The organism is Streptomyces sp. DSM 42067 (genome assembly GCF_055792885.1).
Map to the genome: position 1 here is coordinate 1137290 of NZ_CM147706.1, position 21457 is coordinate 1158746.

Genomic DNA, 21457 nt, shown 5'->3' on the forward strand with positions numbered 1-21457 from the left:
CTACGTAGCCGATTCGCTGAGCAAGATAGAGCGCTCTAGGCTCCGCGTCAATGGCAAAAATAGAGCGCTCCAGGAGGCAATCTCGCCTGCCTCTCCTAGAGCGCTCTAGATCCACCGGCACAGCGTCCCTGACCTGCGGAAACTCCATCTCCTTTCAGCCGGGGCGAGATATCCACGCGCGCTCGGGGCTTGGATGCCCTACTCATTCGGCGCTCCGTTACCCGCTTGTTGGGAACGATGTGCGGACATTCTATTGACACCTCCCTTCAGGTGGGCGTTACATCTGCGCCACAAGGTCGGCCACCGCGCCGGCCCGAGGCCCAGGCCACATCCATCCCACACCGCTCGAGGACTCCTCGGCTGATTCCGCATGCCCCAATGCGGGTCTGCGGTGCCCTCGAAGGAGAGGTAAGACCGTGCCGCACTCCACGCCTTCGCCCCGTAGAGCCCGCCGGGTCACCGGCTGGCGCGCCTTCGCTCTCGTCCCCGCTCTCACACTGCTCGCGGTCGGCTGCTCCGCCGGCTCCGGCGACGACTCGTCCTCGGGGTCCTCGAAGGGGACCTCGCTGAAGTCCGGTCTCGGCAGCGAGGCCAAGGACCGCAAGGTGACGTTCCTGCTGGCTCAGGACCCGGGGGATCCGTTCTGGACCACCATCGCGCAAGGCGCCAAGGATGCCGCGCAGTTGCTCGATCTCGACCTGAACATGCAGACCAGTTCGGGTGACCAGAGCAAGTACAACGACCTGATCGGCAGCGCCGTCGCCGACAAGCCGGCCGCGCTGGCCGTCGTGCTCGACGACCCCAACAAGTACACCGAGAACGTCTGTGCGGCCCAGAAGGCCGGCATCCCGGTGATGGCCTACAACATCACCCAGAGCGGCAAGGTCGGCAAGTGCACGCTCGGCTTCGTCGGCCAGGACTTCGAGGCGGTCGGCTATCTGCTCGGCAAGCGCCTGCTCGCCGACCATCCCGACATCGGCAAGGGCGACACCGTCCTCACACCGGTCGAGTTCCCGGACCAGGTCTACGCGGTGCAGCGTCATGCCGGTGTGCAGCGCGCGCTCGACGAGGTCGGCGCGAAGTCGGACATCCTCGGCACGGGGATCGAGGACTCGGCCGCGCTGGACAAGATCACGCAGTACCTGCTCGGCCACAAGAAGACGGCCGCGATCGTCCCCCTGGGCGGCACTCCGCACCGCAACCTGCCCAAGGCCATGGAGGACTCCGGTGTGAAGGTCCCCGTCGTGGGCTTCGACCTGGCTCCGCAGATCGTCAACGGCATCAAGTCCGGCGCCATTGACGCCGCGGCCGACCAGCAGGGCTACGTCCAGGGCTTCCAGACCGTCATACAGCTCGGCCTGCTCCTGGACTTCGGCCTGAGTCCGGCCAGCATCAACTCCGGTGGCAGTGGTCTGGTCGACAAGTCCAACGTCGGCGTCGCCGAGAAGCTCGCGGGCAAGGTCCGCTGACGCTCCCCCCACTCACGTCAGCCCACGACCAGTTCGGGGCGGTCTGCCGCAGCAACGGAAGACCGCCCCACCCCACCGAAGGAAAGGCAGTACGAGCATGAGTGAGCGGAGCGGTCAGGTGACCGCCGAGAGCACGGCGGCGGAAGCCGCCATCGTCGCCGTGGAGGGCGATCCGGCCGTAGACGGCGCCGCCGTCCACAAGCGCAACCTGGCGGACTCGGCCCCCACCAGCACCACGGGGCGGCTGACCGAGCGGCTGCGCCAGATGCGCGGGCGCGGGGCGATGGAGATCGGCGTCATCTTCGTCCTGCTGCAGATCGGCTGCGTCGTCTACTACCTGGTGAACCCGCAGGGCTTCCCCTACCTGGAGAAGGCGAACTTCAACGTCCTCAGCCAGAGCATCCCCGTACTGGCGATCCTGGCCATCGGTGCCGGCATCCTCATCATCGCCGGAGAGTTCGACCTGTCCCTCGGCGCCAACTTCACCTTCTGCGCGCTGGTGTTCACCCGGTGGTACTCCGACGGTGCGAGCCCCTGGACCGCCACCGGCATGGCCCTCATCACCGGTATCAGCATCGCCCTGCTGAACGGCATCCTCACCACCAAGGCGAAGATCCCCTCATTCATCGTGACGCTGGGCATGATGCTCTTCTGGGAAGGCGCCGCGCTCTTCTACAACGGCACCACGGCCACCCTGATGGTCCCGAGCGAGACCATGAAGGCCATCTTCGCCGGTGACCTCGGCTTCTTCCGGGGCCAGGTGATCTGGCTCCTCGTGCTCGGCGGCCTGTTCTGGCTCATGGTGCACCGGCACCGGCTGGGCAACCACATCTTCGCCGTCGGCGGCAACCCCGCCGCGGCCCGCGCCATCTCCATCAACCCGGCCCGGGTCAAGATCATCGCGTTCTGCATCCTCGGTCTGTGCGTGGCGATCGCCGCCATCCTCACCGCCGTCCGCACGGGATCCGTGCAGCCCGGCAGCGGTCGCGGTCTGGAACTGCGGGCGATCGCGGCGGCCGTCGTCGGCGGCGTCTCCCTGTCCGGCGGCCGGGGCAGCGTCCTCGGCATGGTCCTCGGCGCGGCCCTCATCCTCACCGTGCAGGACATCCTGCTGCTCGGCGGTGCTCCGGGCTTCTATCTGGACCTGTTCGTCGGCCTGATCATCGTCGCCGCGGCCTTCTTCAACCGCATGATCGAGGGGAAGGCCGAATGAGCGCCACCGCACCCTCCGCCGAGCCCGCCGGAAACGGAGCAACCACCATGTCCCCCACCGCCACCCAAGAACGTACGGGCGAGGTCCTGCTGGAACTGTCCGGCATCACCAAGCGGTACGGGCCGAACACCGTGCTGGACGACCTCAGCTTCACGATCCACCAGGGCGAGGTCGTCGGACTGCTCGGCGACAACGGCGCCGGCAAATCGACGCTGGTCAAGACGATGTCCGGCGTCGTACTCGCCGACGAGGGCGAGTACCTCTGGCGCGGCGAGAAGCTGGGCACGATCAATCGCCAGGAGACCGAGAAGCGCGGCGTCGAGACGATCTTCCAGGACTCCGCTCTGGTGCCGTCGATGACGATCACCCGCAACATCTTCATGGGCCGTGAGATCACCAACCCGATCGGCCTGATGAAGATCAAGAAAATGAACGAGATCGCCGCGCAGATCCTCGACAGCGTGGTCACCATCGAGGGCATCAAAAGCCCGAACCAGCTGGTCGGTTCGCTCTCCGGCGGCCAGCAGCAAGCAGTGGCGATCGCCCGCGCGGTGCACTTCAAGCACAGTCTGCTGATCCTCGACGAGCCGACCAGCGCCCTGGCCGTGCGCGCGACCGAGGCGCTGCTCAACTACCTTCTGCAGCTGAAGAAGGAGGGCGTCAGCTCGGTGCTCGTCACCCACAATCTGCACCACGCCTTCCAGGTCTGCGACCGGCACATCGTGATGAACCACGGCCGCAAGATCCTTGACGTACGCCGTGAGGACACCAGCGTCGAGGAACTCACCGCGGCGGTGGTGGAGGGGCCTGAGGGACTGCGCCGACACCGCGAAGGCATGCCGCTGGCCTGAGGCGATCCACTCCGTCCTGCCCGGGACCGCGTACGGCCGGGCCCGCCCCTCCCCTGCCCTGGCGGGCTCGGCAGCGGACCTGCTCTCATGGGGACGCACCCTGCGCCGGCCGAGCGTGCGGGGACTGGTCGTCGGCCGCGCGTTGCTGTACGAGATGTCCTTTCCCCTCGGCTCATTCGCTCCGGGGCGGCCCGCTCGTCTCACGTACCACCAGCTTTGGATCCAGCACCGCCTCACGCGGCTCCGACTCGCCGCTCTCCAGCCGTTCCACAACGAACCGCACCGCGTACTCGGCGATAAGGACGGCGTCCTGACGAACCGTCGTCAGCCCGATCGGCATCACATGCGAGAGATGACTGTCGTCGTAGCCGACGACCGACACCTCGCCGGGGACGTCCACGCCCGCCCGGGTGAGGGTCATCAACAGGCCCATCGCACAACGGTCGTTGCCCGCGAGGACCGCGGTGGGCAGGGAAAGTCCCCGGTCGCGCTCGGCGAGCAGCAGGCGGCCGGCTTCGATGCCCGCGTCCTCGTCATGGGCGCCCGGGATCACCCGGATCTCCTCGGCCAGGCCGTGCCGACGCATCGCGTCGCGGTAGGCGCGGCGTCGCTCCACCGAGCCGGACTGCCTGCCGCCGTCGACGTGCACGATGCGCTTGTGGCCCAGTTCGACGAGGTGGTCCATGGCCTGCCGAACGCCCTTGTTCTCGGCCGAGTGGACGCTGTCGACATGCGCGCCCGGCACCCTCCGACCGACCGAAACGGTTGGCGTGCGGCGCCCCAGGGCGTCCAGGTCCGCGGCGTCGGACGCCGGGCCCAGCAGGATCAGCGCCCCGCAACGGTGGCTGAGGAGTGCCTCGATCGCCTTGGCCTCGTCGCGGCCGGGTGCGTTGGCGGAGAGCAGGACCTCGTAGCCGAGGCGCTCGGCCTCCGGGTAGATGCCCTCGACGAGGTCCGCCTGAAAAGGCTGGTGCACGGTGAGCATCACACCGAGCGTGCGGCTACGGCCCCGCGCAAGCAGCCGGGCAGCGCTGTCCGGGCGGTAGCCGATCTCGTCGGCGACGCGCAGCACCCGCTCGCGGGTCTCCTGGCTCGCCCCCGGCTGGTTGCGGAAGACGAGGGAGACCAGCGCCCTCGACACCCCCGCCCTCACGGCGACGTCCATCATCGTGGGCCGCTGCCTACCCGTTGAGTCCACCTGCGAACCATCCTCCCGACCCACTGGCACCTGGTCGACGCCCTCTCCAGGAAGTCTGCCGCACCAGCTACCAGCGGCCTACGAAATCTCCCAGCAACAACCTATTGACATGACATTTGAACCAGGGTCATCGTACTCCTACTAGAGCGCGCTAGTAGAGCGCGACAGAGACCCGGGATCATCCCCGTTTCCGCCCCCCATCCCGATGAGGCCGGGAGAGTGAAGGGACGAATACTGATATGTCGTTCGATGTGTTGACCATCGGCCGTGTCGGAGTGGATGTGTATCCGCTCCAGACGGGCGTGGGGCTGGCGGAGGTCACCTCGTTCGGCAAGTACCTCGGCGGCAGCCCGACCAACGTGGCCGTCGCCGCCGCCCGGTACGGGCGCACCGCGAGTGTGATCACCAAGACGGGCCGGGACCCGTTCGGGGACTTCGTCCGCACGGCCCTGGACGGCTACGGCGTCGACACCCGCTTCGTCGGTACGTCGGACATCGCGCCCACCCCGGTGACGTTCTGCGAGATCTTCCCGCCGGACGACTTCCCGCTGTACTTCTACCGGCTGCCGAAGGCACCCGACCTGGACATCCGGCCCGGTGATCTGGATCTGGGTGCGGTGCGTGACGCGCGGATCTTCTGGATGACGGGCACCGGCTTGAGCGAGGAGCCGAGCCGCTCGGCCACCCTCGGGGCCCTGGAGCACCGGGCGAAGGCGGGGACGACGGTCTTCGATCTGGACTGGCGGCCGATGTTCTGGCAGGACCCGTCGGCGGCGCGTGCGTACTACGCCGAGGCCCTCCGGTTCACCACGGTCGCCGTCGGCAATCTCGACGAGTGCGAGGTGGCGACCGGAGAGCGCGAGCCGTACGCCGCAGGCAAGGCGCTACTCGCCGCCGGTGTCGAGCTGGCAGTGGTGAAGCAGGGGCCCAAGGGCGTGCTGGCGATGGACCGAGGCGGCGCCACGGCCGAGATCCCGCCCGTCGCGGTCGACGTGGTGAACGGTCTCGGCGCCGGTGACGCCTTCGGTGGCGCGCTCTGCCACGGTCTGCTGTCCGGCTGGGACACCCGCCGCACGGTCGCCTTCGCCAACGCTGCGGGCGCTCTGGTCGCCGGCGAGCTGGCCTGCTCGGACGCCATGCCGACGGAGGCCGAGGTGGAGGCGAAGCTCGCCACCTCGAACGCCCCGCATCACGGCGAAACCCCCCACAACGAATCAACCCGAGAGGTGTGAGGCAGTGCTGTCCGACAAGGTGAGCCGGATCGTGGACGCCAGGGTCAAGGATCCCGGTGCCATTGCGGCGGCAGCCGCCCGGCGCGTCAGGGCCGCCTCGCCCCTCGGCGAGCACGGCAAGGCGATGATCATCGCCGCCGATCATCCGGCGCGCGGCGCCAACGCGGTGGGCGACGATCCGTCCGCGATGGCCGACCGCTTCGAGCTGCTCGAAAGGATGTGTGTCGCCCTGGAGCGGCCGGGTGTGACGGGTGTCCTCGGCACCGCCGACATCCTGGAGGACCTCCTGCTGCTCGGTGTACTCGACGGCAAGAGCGTCTTCGGCTCGATGAACCGCGCCGGACTCGCCGGCTCGGTCTTCGAGATCGACGACCGGTTCACCGGTTACGACGCCGAGACGATCGCCGCGATGGGCTTCGACGGCGGCAAGATGCTCATCCGTATCGCGCTGGACGACCCGGCGACGCCGTCCGCCCTGGAGAACACCGCCCGCGCCGTCGACGCACTCAACGACCGCCAACTCATTGCGATGGTCGAGCCGTTCATGTCGGTCTGGCGGGACGGCAGGGTCCGCAACGACCTCTCCTCCGACGCCGTCGTCAAGTCCATCACCATCGCCTCCGGGCTGGGCCGCCGTACGGCCTATACGTGGCTGAAGCTGCCGGTCGTCGACGGCATGGAGCGCGTGCTCGCCTCCTCCACTCTGCCCGCGCTGCTGCTCGGCGGCGAAGTCACGGACCCGGATGCCGCGTTCGCCTCCTGGGGCAAGGCCCTCAAGCTCCCGACCGCGCAGGGTCTGGTCGTGGGCCGTTCCCTGCTCTACCCGTCGGACGGCGATGTCGCCGGCGCGGTGGACCGGGCGGTGAGCCTGCTGTGAGTGACACGAGCAAGTACCACCTCCCCAAGGGCCAGGCGGCAGAGGGCCCGTACGACCTCGTCATCACGCCCGAGTCGGCCGGCTGGGGTTACTCGGGTCTGCGGATCGTCACCCTCTCGCCCGGCGAGACGCACGCCTTCGGAACGGACGACTGCGAGTTTCTGGTGCTGCCCCTGAACGGGTCGTGCACCGTCACCGTCGCGGGCGAGGAGTTCCAGCTCGTCGGCCGTACAGGCGTGTTCGACTCCACCACCGACTTCGTATATCTGCCGCGGGAGTCGGAGGCCGTCATCAGCAGCGCGCAGGGGGGACGGTTCGCGCTGCCTTCTGCCCGTACCGAGCGGGGCGGCCTTCCCGCCCGGTACGGGCGCAAGGAGGACGTGCCCGTCGAGCTGCGCGGCGCCGGGGCCTGTTCCCGGCAGGTCAACAACTACTGCCTGCCCGGGACGTTTGAAGCCGAGCAGTTGCTGGTGTGTGAGGTGCTCACGCCTGGCGGCAACTGGTCGTCGTACCCGCCGCACAAGCACGACGAGGCACGCCCCGGCGAGGAGTCCGAACTGGAGGAGATCTACTACTTCCAGGTCGCGGGCGAGGGCGGCTTCGGCTACCAGCGCGTCTACGGAACGGCAGAGCGGCCGATCGACGTGCTCGCCGAGGTCCGCTCCGGCGACACCGTCCTCATCCCGCACGGCTGGCACGGCCCGTCCATCGCCGCACCCGGCTACGACCTCTACTACCTCAACGTCATGGCGGGCCCCGGCCAGGACCGCGCCTGGCTGATCTGCGACGACCCCGCCCACGGGTGGGTCCGCGGCACCTGGGAGACCCAGGACATCGACGACCGGCTTCCCTTCGAAGGGCTCAACGAACGATGAAGACCGTCCGACTCACCACGGCCCAGGCGCTCGTACGTTTCCTCGCGAACCAGTACAGCGAGCTTGACGGGCAGGAGCAGCGGCTGATCCCCGGGGTGTGGGGGATCTTCGGGCACGGCAATGTGGCCGGGATCGGGCAGGCGCTTCTCCAGGCCGCGGTCACAGGGGAGGCGGATCTGCCGTACTACTTGGCCCGTAACGAGCAGGGCATGGTGCACGCGTCGGTGGCGTACGCGAAGATGCGCGACCGGCTGGCGACGTTCGCCTGCACGGCATCCACCGGGCCCGGCTCGACGAACATGATCACCGGTGCGGCGCTCGCGACCACCAACCGGCTGCCGGGGCTGCTGTTGCCCAGCGACATGTTCGCCACCCGCGCCGCCGACCCCGTGCTGCAGCAGCTGGAGGACACCCGCGGCGGAGACGTCACCGTCAACGACGCCTTCCGCGCCGTGTCGAAGTACTTCGACCGCATCTCGCGCCCGGAGCAGCTGATCCCGGCGGCGCTGGCCGCGATGCGGGTGCTGACCGACCCGGTGGAGACCGGCGCCGTCACCCTGGCGCTGCCGCAGGACGTGCAGGCGGAAGCCTACGACTGGCCCGTCTCCTTCTTCCGGCGCCGGGTGTGGCACGTGGGACGTCCGGTGCCGGAACCCGCCGCCGTCGAACGGGCCGCCCGACTGCTCCGCAATGCGAAAAAGCCGCTGATCGTGGCCGGTGGCGGCACCGTCTACTCCGGTGCCGAGACGCAGGTGCGTGCCTTCGCCGAGGCCACCGGCATCCCGGTCGCGGACACGCACGCCGGCAAGGGCGCCGTCCCGTGGGACCACCCCTGCGCGGTCGGAGGCATCGGCTCCACCGGCTCGTTCGCGGCGAACGAGCTGGCGAAGGAGGCCGACGTCGTCCTGGGCATCGGCACCCGCTACAGCGATTTCACCACCGCCAGTCACACCGTCTTCGGCAACCCCGATGTCGCGTTCGTCAACCTCAACGTGGCCCGCCTCGACGCCGTCAAGCACTCCGCCGAGCCACTGGTGGCCGACGCCCGGCTCGGCATCCAGGCCCTTGCCGCAGCGCTGGTGGACTGGGAGGTCGACCCGTCCCACCGTGCCCGCACCCGCGAACTGATCGCTCACACACGGGAGATCGAGGAGGCGTGCTGTGCGCCCGACCGCAACACCGGCGACCTCCCCGCCCAGACCCAGATCCTCGGCGCACTGAACGATGTCCTCGGTGACCGCGACGTGGTGATCAACGCGGCCGGCTCCATGCCCGGCGACCTGCAGCAACTGTGGCGGGCGCGGGATCCGAAGGCCTACCACGTCGAGTACGCCTACTCCTGCATGGGCTACGAGGTCGCCGCCGGTGTCGGCGTGAAGATGGCCGACCCCTCGCGCGAGGTCGTCGTCCTCGTCGGCGACGGCTCGTATCTGATGATGGCTCAGGAGATCGTGACCATGGTCTCCGAAGGCCTGAAGGTCATCATCGTCCTCGTCCAGAACCACGGCTTCGCCTCCATCGGCTCACTGTCCGAGTCGCTCGGTTCGCAGCGCTTCGGCACCAGGTACCGCTTCCGCGACGGCGATTCCGGTCTCCTCGACGGCGATGTGCTCCCGGTCGACCTGGCCGCTAACGCCTCCTCCCTCGGTGCGGACGTCCTGCACGCCTCCTCCGTGGAGGAGTTCCGTACGGCGATGGAGAAGGCCAAGGCCGCGAGCCGCACCACCGTCGTGCACGTCGAGACCGACCTGTGCGGGCCGAACCCGCCCGGACACGGCTGGTGGGACGTGCCGGTCAGCCAGACCTCCGCCCTGGACTCCACCCGAGCCGCCTACGAGACCTACGCCGCCCACAAGCGCCACCAGCGGCACTACCTGTAAGGACACCCTCACGTGAAGACCATCCAGCACTGGATCAACGGCTCACCCGCCGCCGGCACGAACCCGCAGACCGCACCCGTGTTCAACCCCGCCACCGGCCAGGAACAGGCTCAGGTCGCCCTGGGCTCAGCCGCCGATGTCGACGCCGCCGTCGCGGCCGCATCCCGCGCCTTCGAGACCTGGTCCGAGTCCTCGCTCACCCAGCGCACCCAGGTGATGTTCGCCTTCCGCCAGCTCCTCGTCGACCACGAGGAAGAACTGGCCCGGATCATCTCCGCCGAGCACGGCAAGACCGTCGACGACGCACGCGGCGAGATCGTACGCGGCCGCGAGGTCGTGGAATTCGCCTGCGGCCTCGGCGACATCCTCAAGGGCGGCTTCTCCGACCAGGTCTCCCGCGGCGTCGACGTGCACAACTTCCGCCAGCCCCTCGGCGTCGTCGCGGGCATCACGCCGTTCAACTTCCCCGCCATGGTGCCCCTGTGGATGCACCCGATCGCCGTCGCGACCGGCAACACCTTCATCCTCAAGCCCAGCGAACGCGACCCCTCCGCCGCCAACTTCGTCGCCGACCTGTACAAGAGGGCCGGCCTGCCCGACGGCGTCTTCAACGTCGTCCACGGCGGCAAGCCGGCCGTCGACGCCATCCTCACCCACCCCGGCATCGAAGCCGTCTCCTTCGTCGGCTCCACACCGATCGCCAAGTACGTCCACGAGCAGGCCACCGCCCACGGCAAGCGCGTCCAGGCCCTCGGCGGCGCCAAGAACCACGCTGTCGTCCTCCCCGACGCCGACCTCGACTTCGCCGCCAACCACATCACCGCCGGCGCCTACGGCTCCGCAGGCGAACGCTGCATGGCGGTCTCGGTGGCCGTCGCGGTCGGTGACGCCGCCGACGGGCTGGTCAAGGTGCTGGAGCGCAAGGCCCGCGAGGTGAAGGTAGGCCCCGGTGACGCCCCCGGCACCGATATGGGCCCCCTCGTCACCAGGGCCGCCCAGGAACGCATCGAAAGCGCCGTCACCACCGCCGCCACCCAGGGCGCCACCATCGTCGTCGACGGCCGCGGTCTGAAGGTCGACGGTCACGAGGAGGGCTTCTTCACCGGCCCGTCCCTCCTCGACCACGTCACGGCCGAGATGGACGCCTACAAGGAGGAGCTCTTCGGCCCGGTGCTGGCGATCGTCCGTGCCGAGTCCCTCGACGAGGCAATCGCGTTGATCAACGCCAACCCCTACGGCAACGGCACCGCCCTCTTCACGGCCTCCGGCGAAGCCGCCCGCCGCTTCCAGCGCAAGATCAACGTCGGCATGATCGGCGTCAACGTCCCCGTGCCCGTGCCGATGTCGTACTACTCCTTCGGCGGCTGGAAGGACTCCCTCATCGGCGACTCCCCCATCCACGGCCCCGAAGGCATCCGCTTCTACACCCGTCCCAAGGTCGTCACCACCCGCTGGCCCCAGCCCACCCAGCAGACGACCGCCGGTTTCAACTTCCCCACCTCCAGCTGAGCGAAAAAGGCACCTCCGTCCCCCATCTCAGAAGGATTCCGACCATGGCAACGGCGCCATCCCCACTCCGCACCACCGCGGGCAACCTGTGCCTCGGCTCCGCCCCCGACTCCTGGGGCGTCTGGTTCCCCGAGGACGAGCACCAGGTCCCGTACACCCGCTTCCTCGACGAGCTGGCAGGGGCCGGCTACGAGTGGCTGGAGCTCGGCCCCTACGGCTATCTCCCCACCGACCCGCAGCGCCTCAAAGAGGAGCTGGACGCCCGAGGGCTCCAGGTCTCCGGCGGCACCGCGTTCGGCGCGCTGCACCGCCCCGAGGCGTGGGACGAGATGCTCGCCCACGTCCGGCAGGTGGCCACGCTGACTGCCGCCGCAGGCGCCCACCACCTCGTCCTCATCCCGCCCATGTACCGGGACGAGAAGACCGGCGCGTTCACCGAGTCACCCGAGCTGACCGCCGAGCAGTGGGCGGGCTTCGGCCGGGCCGCGGACCGGCTCGGCAAGCTGCTCGTCGACGAGTACGACGTGCGGCTCATCATCCACCCGCACGCCGACAGCCACATCCAGACCCAGCCGGAGATCGAGCGGCTGCTGGGCGAGTCCGACAGCCGCTACACGAACCTCTGCCTGGACACCGGGCACGTCGCCTACGGCGGCGGAGACAACCTCGACCTGATCCGCCGCTTCGGCGAGCGCGTCGGCTACGTCCACATCAAGCAGATGGACCCGGAGATCCTCGCCCAGGTCGCCGCCGAGGACCTGTCCTTCGGCGAGGCCGTCAAGCGCGGCGTGTGCGTCTCCCCGCCCGCGGGGGTGCCCAGCCCGGCCGACGTGGTCGACGAACTCTCCAAGCTGGACGCCGAGTTGTTCGTGATCGTCGAGCAGGACCTGTATCCCTGCGCCCCCGAGGTGCCGCTGCCCATCGCCGTCAGCACGCGTGAGCACCTGGCCGGCTGCGGCCTGACCGGAACCCGACGCCCGAACAACAACCGTTAGGAGGCGGCCATGGACGTCAGGGACGACGCGCATCAGGCTCCCACCGCACCCTCCGCGCTCATCGACGACGCCCCGCCGGCGGTCTCCCGGCGGCTGCGGCTCATCACGATCATCGCCACCTTCGGCGGACTGCTCTTCGGCTACGACACCGGAGTCATCAACGGCGCGCTGCCGTACATGACCGACGACCTGGGCCTGACCCCCTTCACGGAGGGCATGGTCACCAGCTCGCTGCTCCTCGGCGCCGCGCTCGGGGCGGTAGTCGGCGGCCGGCTGTCGGACGCGCGCGGCAGGCGGCGCAACATCCTCCTGCTGGCCGTGCTGTTCTTCGTCGGCGCGCTCGGCTGCACGCTCGCCCCGACCACCGCGGTGATGGTGGTGGCGCGGTTCGTGCTCGGCCTCGCGGTCGGCGGCGCCTCGGTGACCGTTCCGGTCTACCTCGCGGAGATCTCGCCCGCCGAACGGCGCGGCGCACTGGTCACCCGCAACGAACTCATGATCGTCAGCGGTCAGTTGCTGGCCTTCACCTCCAACGCGATCATCGCGCAGGTGGGCGGCGAGTCCGGCGGCATCTGGCGCTGGATGCTCGTGATCGCGACGATCCCGGCCGTCGTCCTCTGGTTCGGCATGCTGGTGATGCCGGAGAGCCCGCGCTGGCTGGCCTCCAAGAGCCGCTTCAGCGAGGCCCTGGAGGTGCTGAAGCAGGTCCGGTCACAGCAGCGGGCCGAGGCCGAGCTGCGCGAGGTCACCGCGCTCGCCGTCAAGGACGAGCAGGAGAAGCTCGGCGGCTGGCGGGACATGAAGTCCGTACCGTGGGTGCGCAGGCTGATGTTCGTCGGCTTCGGTATCGCGATCGTGCAGCAGATCACGGGCGTCAACACGATCATGTACTACGGCACGCAGATCCTCACCGACGCCGGGTTCGCCGCGGACAGCGCGTTGACGGCGAACATCGCCAACGGTGTGATCTCCGTCCTCGCCACCTTCGTCGGCATCTGGCTGCTCGGCCGGGTCAACCGCCGACCGATGCTGATGACCGGCCAGGTCGGCACGACCGGCGCGCTGCTGTTGATCGGAGTCTTCTCGCTGGTGCTGCCCTCGGGTGACGGCCGGGCCTACGCCGTGCTCGCCATGACGGTCACGTTCCTCGCCTTCCAGCAGGGCGCGATCTCGCCGGTGACCTGGCTGATGCTCTCGGAGATCTTCCCGATGCGGATGCGTGCCTTCGGCATGGGGGTCGCGGCGGTGGTCCTGTGGCTGACCAACTTCGCCATCGGTCTGGTCTTCCCCTCGCTGGTCTCCGGCATCGGGATCTCCGCGACCTTCTTCCTGTTCGTGGTGGCGGGTGTCCTGTCCATCACCTTCGTCAAGCTGTACGTCCCCGAGACGCGCGGCCGCACGCTGGAGGACCTGGAGACGGAGCTCCGGTCCCGCTACTCCTGAACCCCCTTCTCGGCAAGGTCTGCAAGGTCTTCGAACACCCCCTCTGCTTCCGTGCCACGCCAGGGCCCGGGAGCCGTAGAAAGGAATACCCATGACTGTGCGCGTGGGAGTCATCGGCGCCGGCTGGATCGGCCAGGAACACATCCGGCGCCTCACCGACGTCGTCACCGGCGCCGCGGTCACCGCGGTCACCGACATCGACGCCGCGCGCGCCGAGGAGGCGGCGGCCCGGGTCGGCGCACGGGTGTACGGCACCGGCGCCGAGCTGATCGCGGCGGACGAGGTCGACGCCGTGCTCGTCACCTCGTGGGGGCCGACGCATGCCGAGCACGTGCTGAACGCGATAGCCGCGGGGAAGCCGGTGTTCTGCGAGAAGCCCCTGGCCACCACGGCCGAGGACTGCCTCAGGATCGTCGAGGCCGAGATGGCGCACGGCCGCCGCCTCGTGCAGGTCGGCTTCATGCGCCGCTACGACCAGGGCTACCGGCAGATGAAGGAGGTCATCGCGTCCGGCCGGATCGGCGAGCCGCTGGTGGTGCACTGCGCCCACCGCAATCCGACCGTGCCCGAGTCGTACACCTCCGAGATGGCCGCGCTCGACACGGCGGTTCACGAGGTCGACGTACTGCGCTGGCTGCTCGACGACGAGATCGTCTCGGCCCAGGTCGTCACGCCGCGCGCCACGAGCAAGCGGTTCGCGCACCTGAAGGACCCCCAGATCATGCTCTTCGAGACCGTGAAGGGTGTCCGGATCGACCTCGAGGTCTTCGTCAACTGCCAGTACGGCTACGACATCCAGTGCGAGGCGGTCGGCGAGGAGGGTCTCGTACGGCTGCCCGACCCGTCCTCGGTCGCCGTGCGCACGGCGGGACAGCACAGCGCGACCGTGCTCACCGACTGGGTGGGCCGCTTCGTGGACGCCTTCGACACCGAGTTCCGCGAGTGGATCGCGAGCCTTGCGGCAGGCAACGAGCCCACTGGCCCCTCCTCGTGGGACGGCTACGCCGCGACCGTCATCACCAGCGCCACCGTCGAGGCCCTCGATTCGGGCCGCATCGTCGGTACGGACATGAAGCCCCGCCCCGCCTTCTACGGAGGTGCCGTATGAAGATCGCTCTTGATCCCTACATGTTCCGCGCGCTGCCCATCGACGACATGGTGCGCACGGTCGCCGAACTCGGATACGAGTACATCGAGTTGTCGCCGCGCGAGGACTTCATGCCGTTCTTCCTGCACCCGCGGGCGGACGACGAACGCATTGCCGCGCTGAAGGAGTCCCTGCGCACGCACGGTGTCCAGCTGTCCTCCGTGCTCCCGCTCTACAAGTGGTCCTCACCGGACGAGACCGAGCGGCAGGCGGCCGTCCGCTACTGGAAGCGGATGATCGAGATCACCGCGGACCTCGAATGCCCGCTGATGAACTCGGAGTTCAACGGCCGCCCGGAGCGCGCCGCCGAGAGCGAGGCCGCGTTCTGGCGTTCGCTGGAGGAGCTGCTGCCGCTGTTCGAGCGGGAGGGCATCGCGCTGAACCTGGAGGCGCACCCGGACGACTTCTGCGAGGAGAACACGCCCGCGGTCGATCTGGTCCGCGCGATCAACAAGCCCTGGGTGAACTACCTCTACTGCGCCCCGCACACCTTCCACCTCTCGGGCGCGGCGCAGGTCGGCGCGGACATCGCGTCGATGATGCGCTATGCGGGCGACAAGCTCCGGCACGTGCACATCGCCGATTCCTTCAACCACAAGGGCTCCAGCGGGCTTCGCTACATCCTCAACCCGCCCGGCACCACGGCCCGTATCCATCAGCACCTGGACGTCGGCCAGGGTGAGGTCGACTGGGACGCCTTCTTCGGCACCCTGCGCGAGCTGAACTTCGACGGTGTCGCCACGGCCTGCGTCTTCGCCTGGGAGGAACGGGCCAAGGAATCCTCCGCGTTCATGCTGGACCGCATCACCAAGGAACTCTCACGATGATCCTGACCACCCGTCCCAGGTAACGGAAAAGGCCGGCTCGACGCCGTTGGCGCCGAGCCGGCCTTCCGGTGGTGCGTCCCCTTGAGGGCCGGCCCTTCCGCCCGACTGGGCTGGTCAGTCCGTGCCGGACTCCATCGCGGCGCGGTCCAGCATCTCGTCGTCGGCGGAGATCTCGCCGCGGGAGGCGATGGCCTCGGCTCCGCCCTCCGGCATGGCCGGCATGGTGCCGATCAGGCCGGTGGCGGCCGCCTGGGCGGCACCGATGGCGGGGCTGCCGGTGCCGATCAGGCCGAGCCCGGCGTACTGCTCCAGCTTGGCGCGCGAGTCGGCGATGTCGAGGTTGCGCATGGTGAGCTGGCCGATCCGGTCCACCGGACCGAACGCGGAGTCCTCGGTGCGCTCCATCGACAGCTTGTCCGGGTGGTAGCTGAACGCCGGGCCTGTGGTGTCGAGGATCGAGTAGTCCTCACCGCGCCGCAGCCGCAGGGTGACCTCGCCGGTGATGGCCGAGCCGACCCAGCGCTGCAGCGACTCCCGGATCATCAGCGCCTGCGGGTCGAGCCAGCGGCCCTCGTACATCAGCCGGCCCAGGCGCCGTCCCTCGGTGTGGTACTGGGCGAGGGTGTCCTCGTTGTGGATCGCGTTGACCAGGCGCTCGTACGCCGCGTGCAGCAGGGCCATACCGGGCGCCTCGTAGATGCCGCGGCTCTTGGCCTCGATGATCCGGTTCTCGATCTGGTCCGACATGCCTATGCCGTGGCGGCCGCCGATGGCGTTGGCCTCCATCACCAGGTCGACGGGGGAGGCGAACTCCTTGCCGTTGATCGTCACCGGGCGGCCCTGGTCGAAGCCGATCGTCACGTCCTCGGTGGCGATCTCGACCTCGGGGTCCCAGAACCGTACGCCCATGATCGGCTCCACGGTCTCCACGCCGGTGTCCAGGTGCTCCAGAGTCTTGGCCTCGTGGGTGGCGCCCCAGATGTTGGCGTCGGTGGAGTACGCCTTCTCGGTGCTGTCGCGGTAGGGCAGGCCGTGGGCGAGAAGCCACTCCGACATCTCCTTGCGGCCGCCGAGCTCGGTCACGAAGTCCGCGTCCAGCCAGGGCTTGTAGATCCGCAGGTGCGGGTTGGCGAGCAGGCCGTACCGGTAGAACCGCTCGATGTCGTTGCCCTTGAAGGTCGAGCCGTCGCCCCAGATCTGGACGTTGTCCTCGAGCATCGCCCGGACCAGGAGGGTGCCCGTCACGGCGCGGCCGAGCGGCGTGGTGTTGAAGTAGGCACGCCCGCCCGAGCGGATGTGGAAGGCCCCGCAGGTAAGCGCGGCCAGGCCCTCCTCGACCAGTGCCGCGCGGCAGTCGACCAGGCGCGCGATCTCGGCACCGTAGGTCTTCGCACGGCCGGGCACCGAGGCGATGTCGGGCTCATCGTACTGGCCGATGTCGGCGGTGTAGGTGCACGGGACGGCGCCCTTGTCGCGCATCCACGCGACCGCGACCGAGGTGTCGAGGCCGCCCGAGAAGGCGATGCCGACGCGCTCGCCGGCGGGGAGGGAGGTGAGGACCTTGGACATAGGAAGATTATGCATGGATTCGCATGATCATGCAAAGGCGGTCCTACGTCACGCCTCCCTTGGTTGTCGGCAAGGTGACGTGCAGGGGCATTCACGCCGCAGCGATCCCGGGCCGGCTCCGTACGGCCACCCACGCCCTCGCCCGGCTCGACCCATCTCCTGCCGAGCCGCTTTCCCACGTCGGCCGTGCGGATGTCTGCCCGCCACGGCCGCCGCGGCGATCTTGAAGTTGGTGGGACGGTGCACCGAAAGGTGCTCTACATGCGGTGTACCTGTTCTGCCTGGGGTCCTTTGGGCCCCTGGGTGACCTCGTACTCGACTTTGTCGCCCTCGTGCAGTTCCTTGAAACCAGTGGTCTGGATGGCGGAGAAGTGGACGAACACGTCAGGCCCGCCGTCGTCCTGCTGGATGAAGCCGAAGCCCTTATCGGCGTTGAACCACTTCACAGTGCCAGTTGCCATCGTCCGGATCCCCTTTCGCGCCGTGACACAGCGCCTCCTCGCCGAGCAGACCTGTAGCGGCCGCGACTCCGAACCTTGCCATCCCGCTTTGGCTTCTGTCAGTGAACGCACCGCCTGAGTCGCCCGGGCAGCCGGTTGGCCAACGGGGCATCATCAATTCGGACGTGCGCCTCTTCAGCCATGTGGTCTGCGGCAGCAGCGCACGGTGGCGGTTCGGAAACAAGAATCCGCATATCGCTGCTCGGCGGGAACCGGCAATGGCCCGGCGTGCTCACAGCTCTGTTTGCGTGCAGCTGTTACAGCGGCCGTCAGAGGTCGAAGATCCGTCGCGCGTTTCCGTGCAGGAACAGCTCGAGCGTCTCGTCGTCCAGGCCCAGGTCGTCGAGGTGTTCCAAGGCCTGGGCGGGCGTGATCATCGGGTAGTTGGTGCCGAACAGTACCTTGCGCCTTCCCCTGCCCCGCAGATAGTCGACGAGCTCGCGGGGGTAACGGTGAGCGGCGTAGGCACTGGTGTCGATGTATACGTTGGCGTGCTTGTCCGCCACCGCGATCATTTCCGTCGTCCACGGGTAGCCGATGTGCCCGCAGATGATCGTCAGGTCAGGGAAGTCGAGCGCGACCTGATCGATGTAGGGAATGGGACGGCCCGTCTCGGAAGGGCGCAGAGGGCCGGTGTGTCCGACCTGCGTGCAGAAGGGGATGCCGAGATCGACGCAGGCGGCGTACAGCGGGTAGTACAGCCGGTCGGTGGGCGGCAGCTGCCACAGCCACGGAACGATCCTGAGGGCCACGAAACCGAGTTCCTGCACCGCACGGCGCAGTTCCCGTACGGCCTGGACCGGTCTGGTGAGGTCCACGCCGGCAACCCCGCGCAGCCGCCCGTCGGACTGGGCGACGAACTCCGCCACCTCGTCGTTGGTGATCAGCGGCCCCTGTGGCCCGTACCAGGCCGCGGAGAGGCCGATCTCCACATCGGCCACGGCCATCGCGGCCAATGTGGCCTTGACCGGCAGCGCCTCCTCGAGAAGCCCCTGCCCGGTCCAGCGGCGCAGCGAATCGAAGATCTCGTGGTTGGAGTGACGGAGCGTGGGGTGCTGCATCCACGCGTCTACGACCGGCACGTGTCCTCTGCCTCTCTGTTCCTGCCGCCGGCTTCTTGCTCAGCGACGAAGGCCTAAGCGATCGCTTACCCCGGCAGCGTAGCGGTCCATGCTCGACGGCACCACCGTGGAAACAGGCCGGCTCTGAGCACCAAGCACAGTCGACACGGGCGCTCCGACCCTGGGCGTCCGGCGGTTCAGGCCGTCAGCACCATCACGCTCATCAGCGGCACCATGACAGGTCCGCCCAGCCGGACGAGGCGTGCCCTCCAGGGGTCCCGGTCTGTCGTACGGGACGGGGGCGGCAGGGTGCCGGCGAAAAGCGCCGCGCGTGTGCCCGCCCAGGCCAGCGTGACAGCGACGGTGGCCGCCACGGCGGCGCCGGGCAGGGTGGCGTGGCCTGTGGGGCCGGCGGGCGCAGATGCTGCCCAGGCGGTCAGGGTGAGCAGCACAGCGCAAGCCATCAGGTCGGCGCAGGTGTACCAGCTGACGGTGGCCGGGCGGGTGGCCGGCCAGGCCGACCACACCGCCACCGCGGCCAGCGCCGCCGCGCCCGCCCAAGGCACGACGGCACCGGCGTTCGGCAGGCAGGCAGCGGCCATGACCGTCCCCATTGCAAGATGGGGCAGCCAGCACCGGGCGGTGTTGCCGCACCGCCCGGACCACAGTGCGGCCAGGGCGCAGACCGCACCCAGTAGGGCCATGACCGCCATCAGCACGGTGTGCAGCGCTGATCCGTGCCCCACGACCGGTCCGTGGACCGTCGAACTGTGACCCGCTGCCCCATGCATCGCCGCCCCGTGCAGCGCGGCGTGCGTCAGTGGCACGTCGACTCCTGCCCGCCCCCGTGGCAGTGCCCGCTGTTGCTGCTGCGCGGCACGTCGAGAGTGGGGTTGCGGTCGAAGAAGCCGACCGGCTTGAGGGCGAAGCCCGCGTAGTCGACCGGCATGACCGGCCAGTCCTCGGGACGCGGGAAGTGGGTGAGGCCGAAGGTGTGCCACAGCACGATGTCCTCGCCGTCGACGCTCCGGTCGGCGGCCGTCCAGGCGGGCAGTCCCGCGCCGCCCGGGTGCTGGTTGACCAGGTCGCCCGCCGGGTAGCGCTCGTCGTCTGCGTGGCGGGTGACCCACAGGTGGCGAGTGGCGAAGGCCGCCCGGGAGGTGACGGACGCCGAGTCGTCGGCGAGCAGTGTCGGCAGTCCCTCGGGGACGAGGGCGTAACCGACGGGTTGCCCGAGCCGGTTCGTCACCTCCGGGTTGACCACGTGCCAGACCCTGCCCCGGCTGCCGTCGGCCTGCCGCTGCGCCTCCTGCTCGCTGCGCAGGCGGGTGACCTGCCGTCCGAAGGCGTTGCCGTGCGGGTTCTTGTCGCTCACGGGCACGCGTACGGCATCGATCTCGTCGACGGCGTTGAACTGCCCGTCGACGGCCATGTCCAGCCGGGCGGAGAAGAGGTGCTGGTGGAAGGGTGCGCCCAGGCCGGGGGCGATCTCGGTCGCGAACTCCCGTCCCTGCTCCGGATATCCGGAGGTGAAGACGACGCCGGTGGCCTTGGACTCGCACTCGATGGTGCCGTCCAGATAGAGGTACCAGTAGAAGCCGTAGTCGTAGTTGCCGACGGTGGTGAAGAACGAAATCACCAAGCGGCGCTGGCGGCGGGTCTCGTTCGAGCCCGCGAAGAGGTCGGAGTGCTTCCACAGCACGCCGTAGTCCTCCTCGTGCATGCAGATCGCGTTCCGGATGGTCCGCGGCTCGCCGTTCTCGTCGGCGACGACGACGTCCGTGTAGTGGATCTCTCCGAGGCAGTCGCAGCCGAGCTCCAGGGAATTGGTATAGCGGCCGAAGAGGTACTCGCCCTGGTCGAAGTAGTTCTGCCAGAACCGCACCGGGGACGGATCGGCGTAGGGGACCACCATTTCCGCGATCGAGGCGCGGTGCACGACGGACCGTTCGCGGCCCATCTCGCGGTCGTGGAAGCTGATGTGGTGCAGCGTCAGGCCCTCGCGGACGTTGAAGCCGAGCCTCAGGGTCCAGTTCTCCCAGCGGACGACCCCGTCGTCGACGGTGAAGCTGACGCCCTCGGGCTGTGTGATCTCGATGGGCTTGAGGGTGGTGCGGGCCGGTCCGGTGTACGCGGGGTCCTGGAAGTTGCCAGGCTCCTCGGGCACAGGGACCAGCTCGTCGTCGATGACCTGCACGACGGTACGTGCCGTCAGGTCGACGTACGCCACCAGGCCGTCGACCGGGTGGGCCCAGGGGTGGTCCTGCTCGTGATCCTGATGGAATCCGAAGCTCCGGACGATACGGCGGCCGGCCTCGCCCTCATAGCCGTAGTGGCCGGCGGAGAGCGGGACCGCCCGTACGGTCGAGACGTCCAGCCCCCGGCGGGCCAGCGACCTGCGCCAGGTGTCGTTGGCGTCGAGGATCTCCTGAACGGTCTCGAACTCCTCGTCCAGGATCGGAAGTTGCCCGGACACCGCGGTGTCGATCTTTTCGAAGTGGTCCACGGCGCCGCGCGTGACGGAGACGATCGTGTCGTACGAGGCGCCGTTCGCCCGGTCAAGAAGCAGAACCCGCAGCCGCCGGTCCACAAGGCCGCCAGGGGAGAAGGCGAGCAGCTCGGCCTTGGCCGGCTCCTCAGGGACCATGGAGACGAAACGCACGTCATCGCCGAGGTGCCCGGCCGCGTCCAGGACGGCGCGGGCGGCGCGGATCTCGTCGGCGGTGAGCATGGCGAGAGGGTGCGCGGGCGGGGGCACGGTGAGGCCCGCTGCAGCAGCCTCGGGGACGGCACCGTCGGTCACGGTCATGT

At 68.9% G+C, this 21457-nt stretch carries 18 protein-coding genes; 12 read left to right on the forward strand and 6 right to left on the reverse strand.

Translation table 11 applies throughout. The annotated features are described in order from the left end of the window. The first annotated feature begins 416 nt into the window (after nt 1–416). The 3 genes from ACSMXV_RS05455 (at nt 417) to ACSMXV_RS05465 (ending at nt 3533) form a co-directional block, all read left to right on the forward strand. Nucleotides 417–1469 (forward strand): sugar ABC transporter substrate-binding protein, encoded by a 1053-nt coding sequence (locus ACSMXV_RS05455; RefSeq protein ID WP_473176569.1) that lies wholly within the window; start codon nt 417–419, stop codon nt 1467–1469. Between the two features lie 97 nt (nt 1470–1566). Next, nucleotides 1567–2682 carry an ABC transporter permease gene (locus tag ACSMXV_RS05460; protein ID WP_473176570.1) on the forward strand — a complete coding sequence of 372 codons (1116 nt, stop codon included), beginning with the start codon at nt 1567–1569 and terminating at the stop codon, nt 2680–2682. Then, a complete protein-coding gene (locus tag ACSMXV_RS05465; RefSeq protein ID WP_473176571.1) occupies nt 2679–3533 on the forward strand; it encodes an ATP-binding cassette domain-containing protein in 855 nt (284 codons plus the stop codon). Before ACSMXV_RS05460 ends, ACSMXV_RS05465 begins: the two co-directional genes overlap by 4 nt. 172 nt (nt 3534–3705) lie before the next feature. Here ACSMXV_RS05465 and ACSMXV_RS05470 read toward each other — a convergent pair whose 3' ends face one another. Beyond that, a complete protein-coding gene (locus ACSMXV_RS05470; protein WP_473178836.1) occupies nt 3706–4701 on the reverse strand; it encodes a LacI family DNA-binding transcriptional regulator in 996 nt (331 codons plus the stop codon). Nucleotides 4702–4970: 269 nt separating this feature from the next. Here ACSMXV_RS05470 and iolC point away from each other — a divergent pair, with 269 nt between their 5' ends. From iolC to ACSMXV_RS05515, 9 genes are all read left to right on the forward strand, one after another. After that, nucleotides 4971–5963, forward strand: a complete 993-nt coding sequence (gene iolC / locus ACSMXV_RS05475; protein ID WP_473176572.1) for a 5-dehydro-2-deoxygluconokinase — start codon at nt 4971–4973, stop codon at nt 5961–5963. Nucleotides 5964–5970: 7 nt separating this feature from the next. Then, nucleotides 5971–6840, forward strand: coding sequence for a Cgl0159 family (beta/alpha)8-fold protein (locus tag ACSMXV_RS05480; RefSeq protein ID WP_473178837.1), 870 nt, complete (start codon nt 5971–5973; stop codon nt 6838–6840). Further along, entirely contained in the window at nt 6837–7715 is an 879-nt protein-coding gene (gene iolB, locus ACSMXV_RS05485) for a 5-deoxy-glucuronate isomerase (RefSeq protein WP_473176573.1), read from the forward strand. The genes ACSMXV_RS05480 and iolB overlap by 4 nt, the downstream gene beginning before the upstream one ends. Further along, nucleotides 7712–9595, forward strand: a complete 1884-nt coding sequence (iolD, locus tag ACSMXV_RS05490; protein ID WP_473176574.1) for a 3D-(3,5/4)-trihydroxycyclohexane-1,2-dione acylhydrolase (decyclizing) — start codon at nt 7712–7714, stop codon at nt 9593–9595. The genes iolB and iolD overlap by 4 nt, the downstream gene beginning before the upstream one ends. Before the next feature lie 12 nt (nt 9596–9607). Further along, entirely contained in the window at nt 9608–11104 is a 1497-nt protein-coding gene (locus ACSMXV_RS05495) for a CoA-acylating methylmalonate-semialdehyde dehydrogenase (protein WP_473176575.1), read from the forward strand. 44 nt (nt 11105–11148) lie between these two features. Beyond that, the gene (locus ACSMXV_RS05500; protein ID WP_473176576.1) at nt 11149–12099 is read left to right on the forward strand and encodes a TIM barrel protein; all 951 of its coding nucleotides are present in this window, start codon (nt 11149–11151) and stop codon (nt 12097–12099) included. A 9-nt stretch (nt 12100–12108) separates the two neighbouring features. Continuing rightward, nucleotides 12109–13542 (forward strand): sugar porter family MFS transporter, encoded by a 1434-nt coding sequence (locus ACSMXV_RS05505; protein ID WP_473176577.1) that lies wholly within the window; start codon nt 12109–12111, stop codon nt 13540–13542. Between the two features lie 91 nt (nt 13543–13633). Further along, complete coding sequence (locus tag ACSMXV_RS05510) at nt 13634–14650, forward strand: Gfo/Idh/MocA family protein (RefSeq protein WP_473176578.1); 1017 nt, start codon at nt 13634–13636, stop codon at nt 14648–14650. Continuing rightward, nucleotides 14647–15516: a sugar phosphate isomerase/epimerase family protein gene (locus ACSMXV_RS05515; RefSeq protein WP_473176579.1), complete on the forward strand. Its 870-nt coding sequence runs from the start codon at nt 14647–14649 to the stop codon at nt 15514–15516. Before ACSMXV_RS05510 ends, ACSMXV_RS05515 begins: the two co-directional genes overlap by 4 nt. Nucleotides 15517–15630: 114 nt before the next feature. Here the strand turns inward: ACSMXV_RS05515 and argG are convergent, their stop codons facing one another. From argG to ACSMXV_RS05540, 5 genes are all read right to left on the reverse strand, one after another. Beyond that, a complete protein-coding gene (gene argG / locus ACSMXV_RS05520) occupies nt 15631–17085 on the reverse strand; it encodes an argininosuccinate synthase (RefSeq protein ID WP_473176580.1) in 1455 nt (484 codons plus the stop codon). Between the two features lie 257 nt (nt 17086–17342). Continuing rightward, on the reverse strand, nt 17343–17546 hold the full coding sequence (locus tag ACSMXV_RS05525) for a cold-shock protein (protein ID WP_181658015.1): 204 nt from the start codon (nt 17544–17546) through the stop codon (nt 17343–17345). 308 nt (nt 17547–17854) lie between these two features. Next, the gene (locus ACSMXV_RS05530; protein WP_473176581.1) at nt 17855–18667 is read right to left on the reverse strand and encodes an amidohydrolase family protein; all 813 of its coding nucleotides are present in this window, start codon (nt 18665–18667) and stop codon (nt 17855–17857) included. A gap of 176 nt (nt 18668–18843) precedes the next feature. Beyond that, nucleotides 18844–19473 (reverse strand): hypothetical protein, encoded by a 630-nt coding sequence (locus ACSMXV_RS05535; RefSeq protein WP_473176582.1) that lies wholly within the window; start codon nt 19471–19473, stop codon nt 18844–18846. Continuing rightward, nucleotides 19464–21455 carry a primary-amine oxidase gene (locus ACSMXV_RS05540; protein ID WP_473176583.1) on the reverse strand — a complete coding sequence of 664 codons (1992 nt, stop codon included), beginning with the start codon at nt 21453–21455 and terminating at the stop codon, nt 19464–19466. Before ACSMXV_RS05540 ends, ACSMXV_RS05535 begins: the two co-directional genes overlap by 10 nt. Nucleotides 21456–21457: the final 2 nt, after the last annotated feature.

Bases quoted from the DNA above. Each gene is read 5' to 3' on its own strand.
- ACSMXV_RS05460 (WP_473176570.1), top strand. From the start codon at position 1,567: ATGAGTGAGCGGAGCGGTCAGGTGACCGCCGAGAGCACGGCGGCGGAA.
- ACSMXV_RS05465 (WP_473176571.1), top strand. From the start codon at position 2,679: ATGAGCGCCACCGCACCCTCCGCCGAGCCCGCCGGAAACGGAGCAACC.
- ACSMXV_RS05470 (WP_473178836.1), bottom strand. From the start codon at position 4,701: ATGATGGACGTCGCCGTGAGGGCGGGGGTGTCGAGGGCGCTGGTCTCC.
- iolC (WP_473176572.1), top strand. From the start codon at position 4,971: ATGTCGTTCGATGTGTTGACCATCGGCCGTGTCGGAGTGGATGTGTAT.
- iolD (WP_473176574.1), top strand. From the start codon at position 7,712: ATGAAGACCGTCCGACTCACCACGGCCCAGGCGCTCGTACGTTTCCTC.
- ACSMXV_RS05500 (WP_473176576.1), top strand. From the start codon at position 11,149: ATGGCAACGGCGCCATCCCCACTCCGCACCACCGCGGGCAACCTGTGC.
- ACSMXV_RS05505 (WP_473176577.1), top strand. From the start codon at position 12,109: ATGGACGTCAGGGACGACGCGCATCAGGCTCCCACCGCACCCTCCGCG.
- ACSMXV_RS05510 (WP_473176578.1), top strand. From the start codon at position 13,634: ATGACTGTGCGCGTGGGAGTCATCGGCGCCGGCTGGATCGGCCAGGAA.
- ACSMXV_RS05515 (WP_473176579.1), top strand. From the start codon at position 14,647: ATGAAGATCGCTCTTGATCCCTACATGTTCCGCGCGCTGCCCATCGAC.
- argG (WP_473176580.1), bottom strand. From the start codon at position 17,085: ATGTCCAAGGTCCTCACCTCCCTCCCCGCCGGCGAGCGCGTCGGCATC.
- ACSMXV_RS05525 (WP_181658015.1), bottom strand. From the start codon at position 17,546: ATGGCAACTGGCACTGTGAAGTGGTTCAACGCCGATAAGGGCTTCGGC.
- ACSMXV_RS05540 (WP_473176583.1), bottom strand. From the start codon at position 21,455: ATGACCGTGACCGACGGTGCCGTCCCCGAGGCTGCTGCAGCGGGCCTC.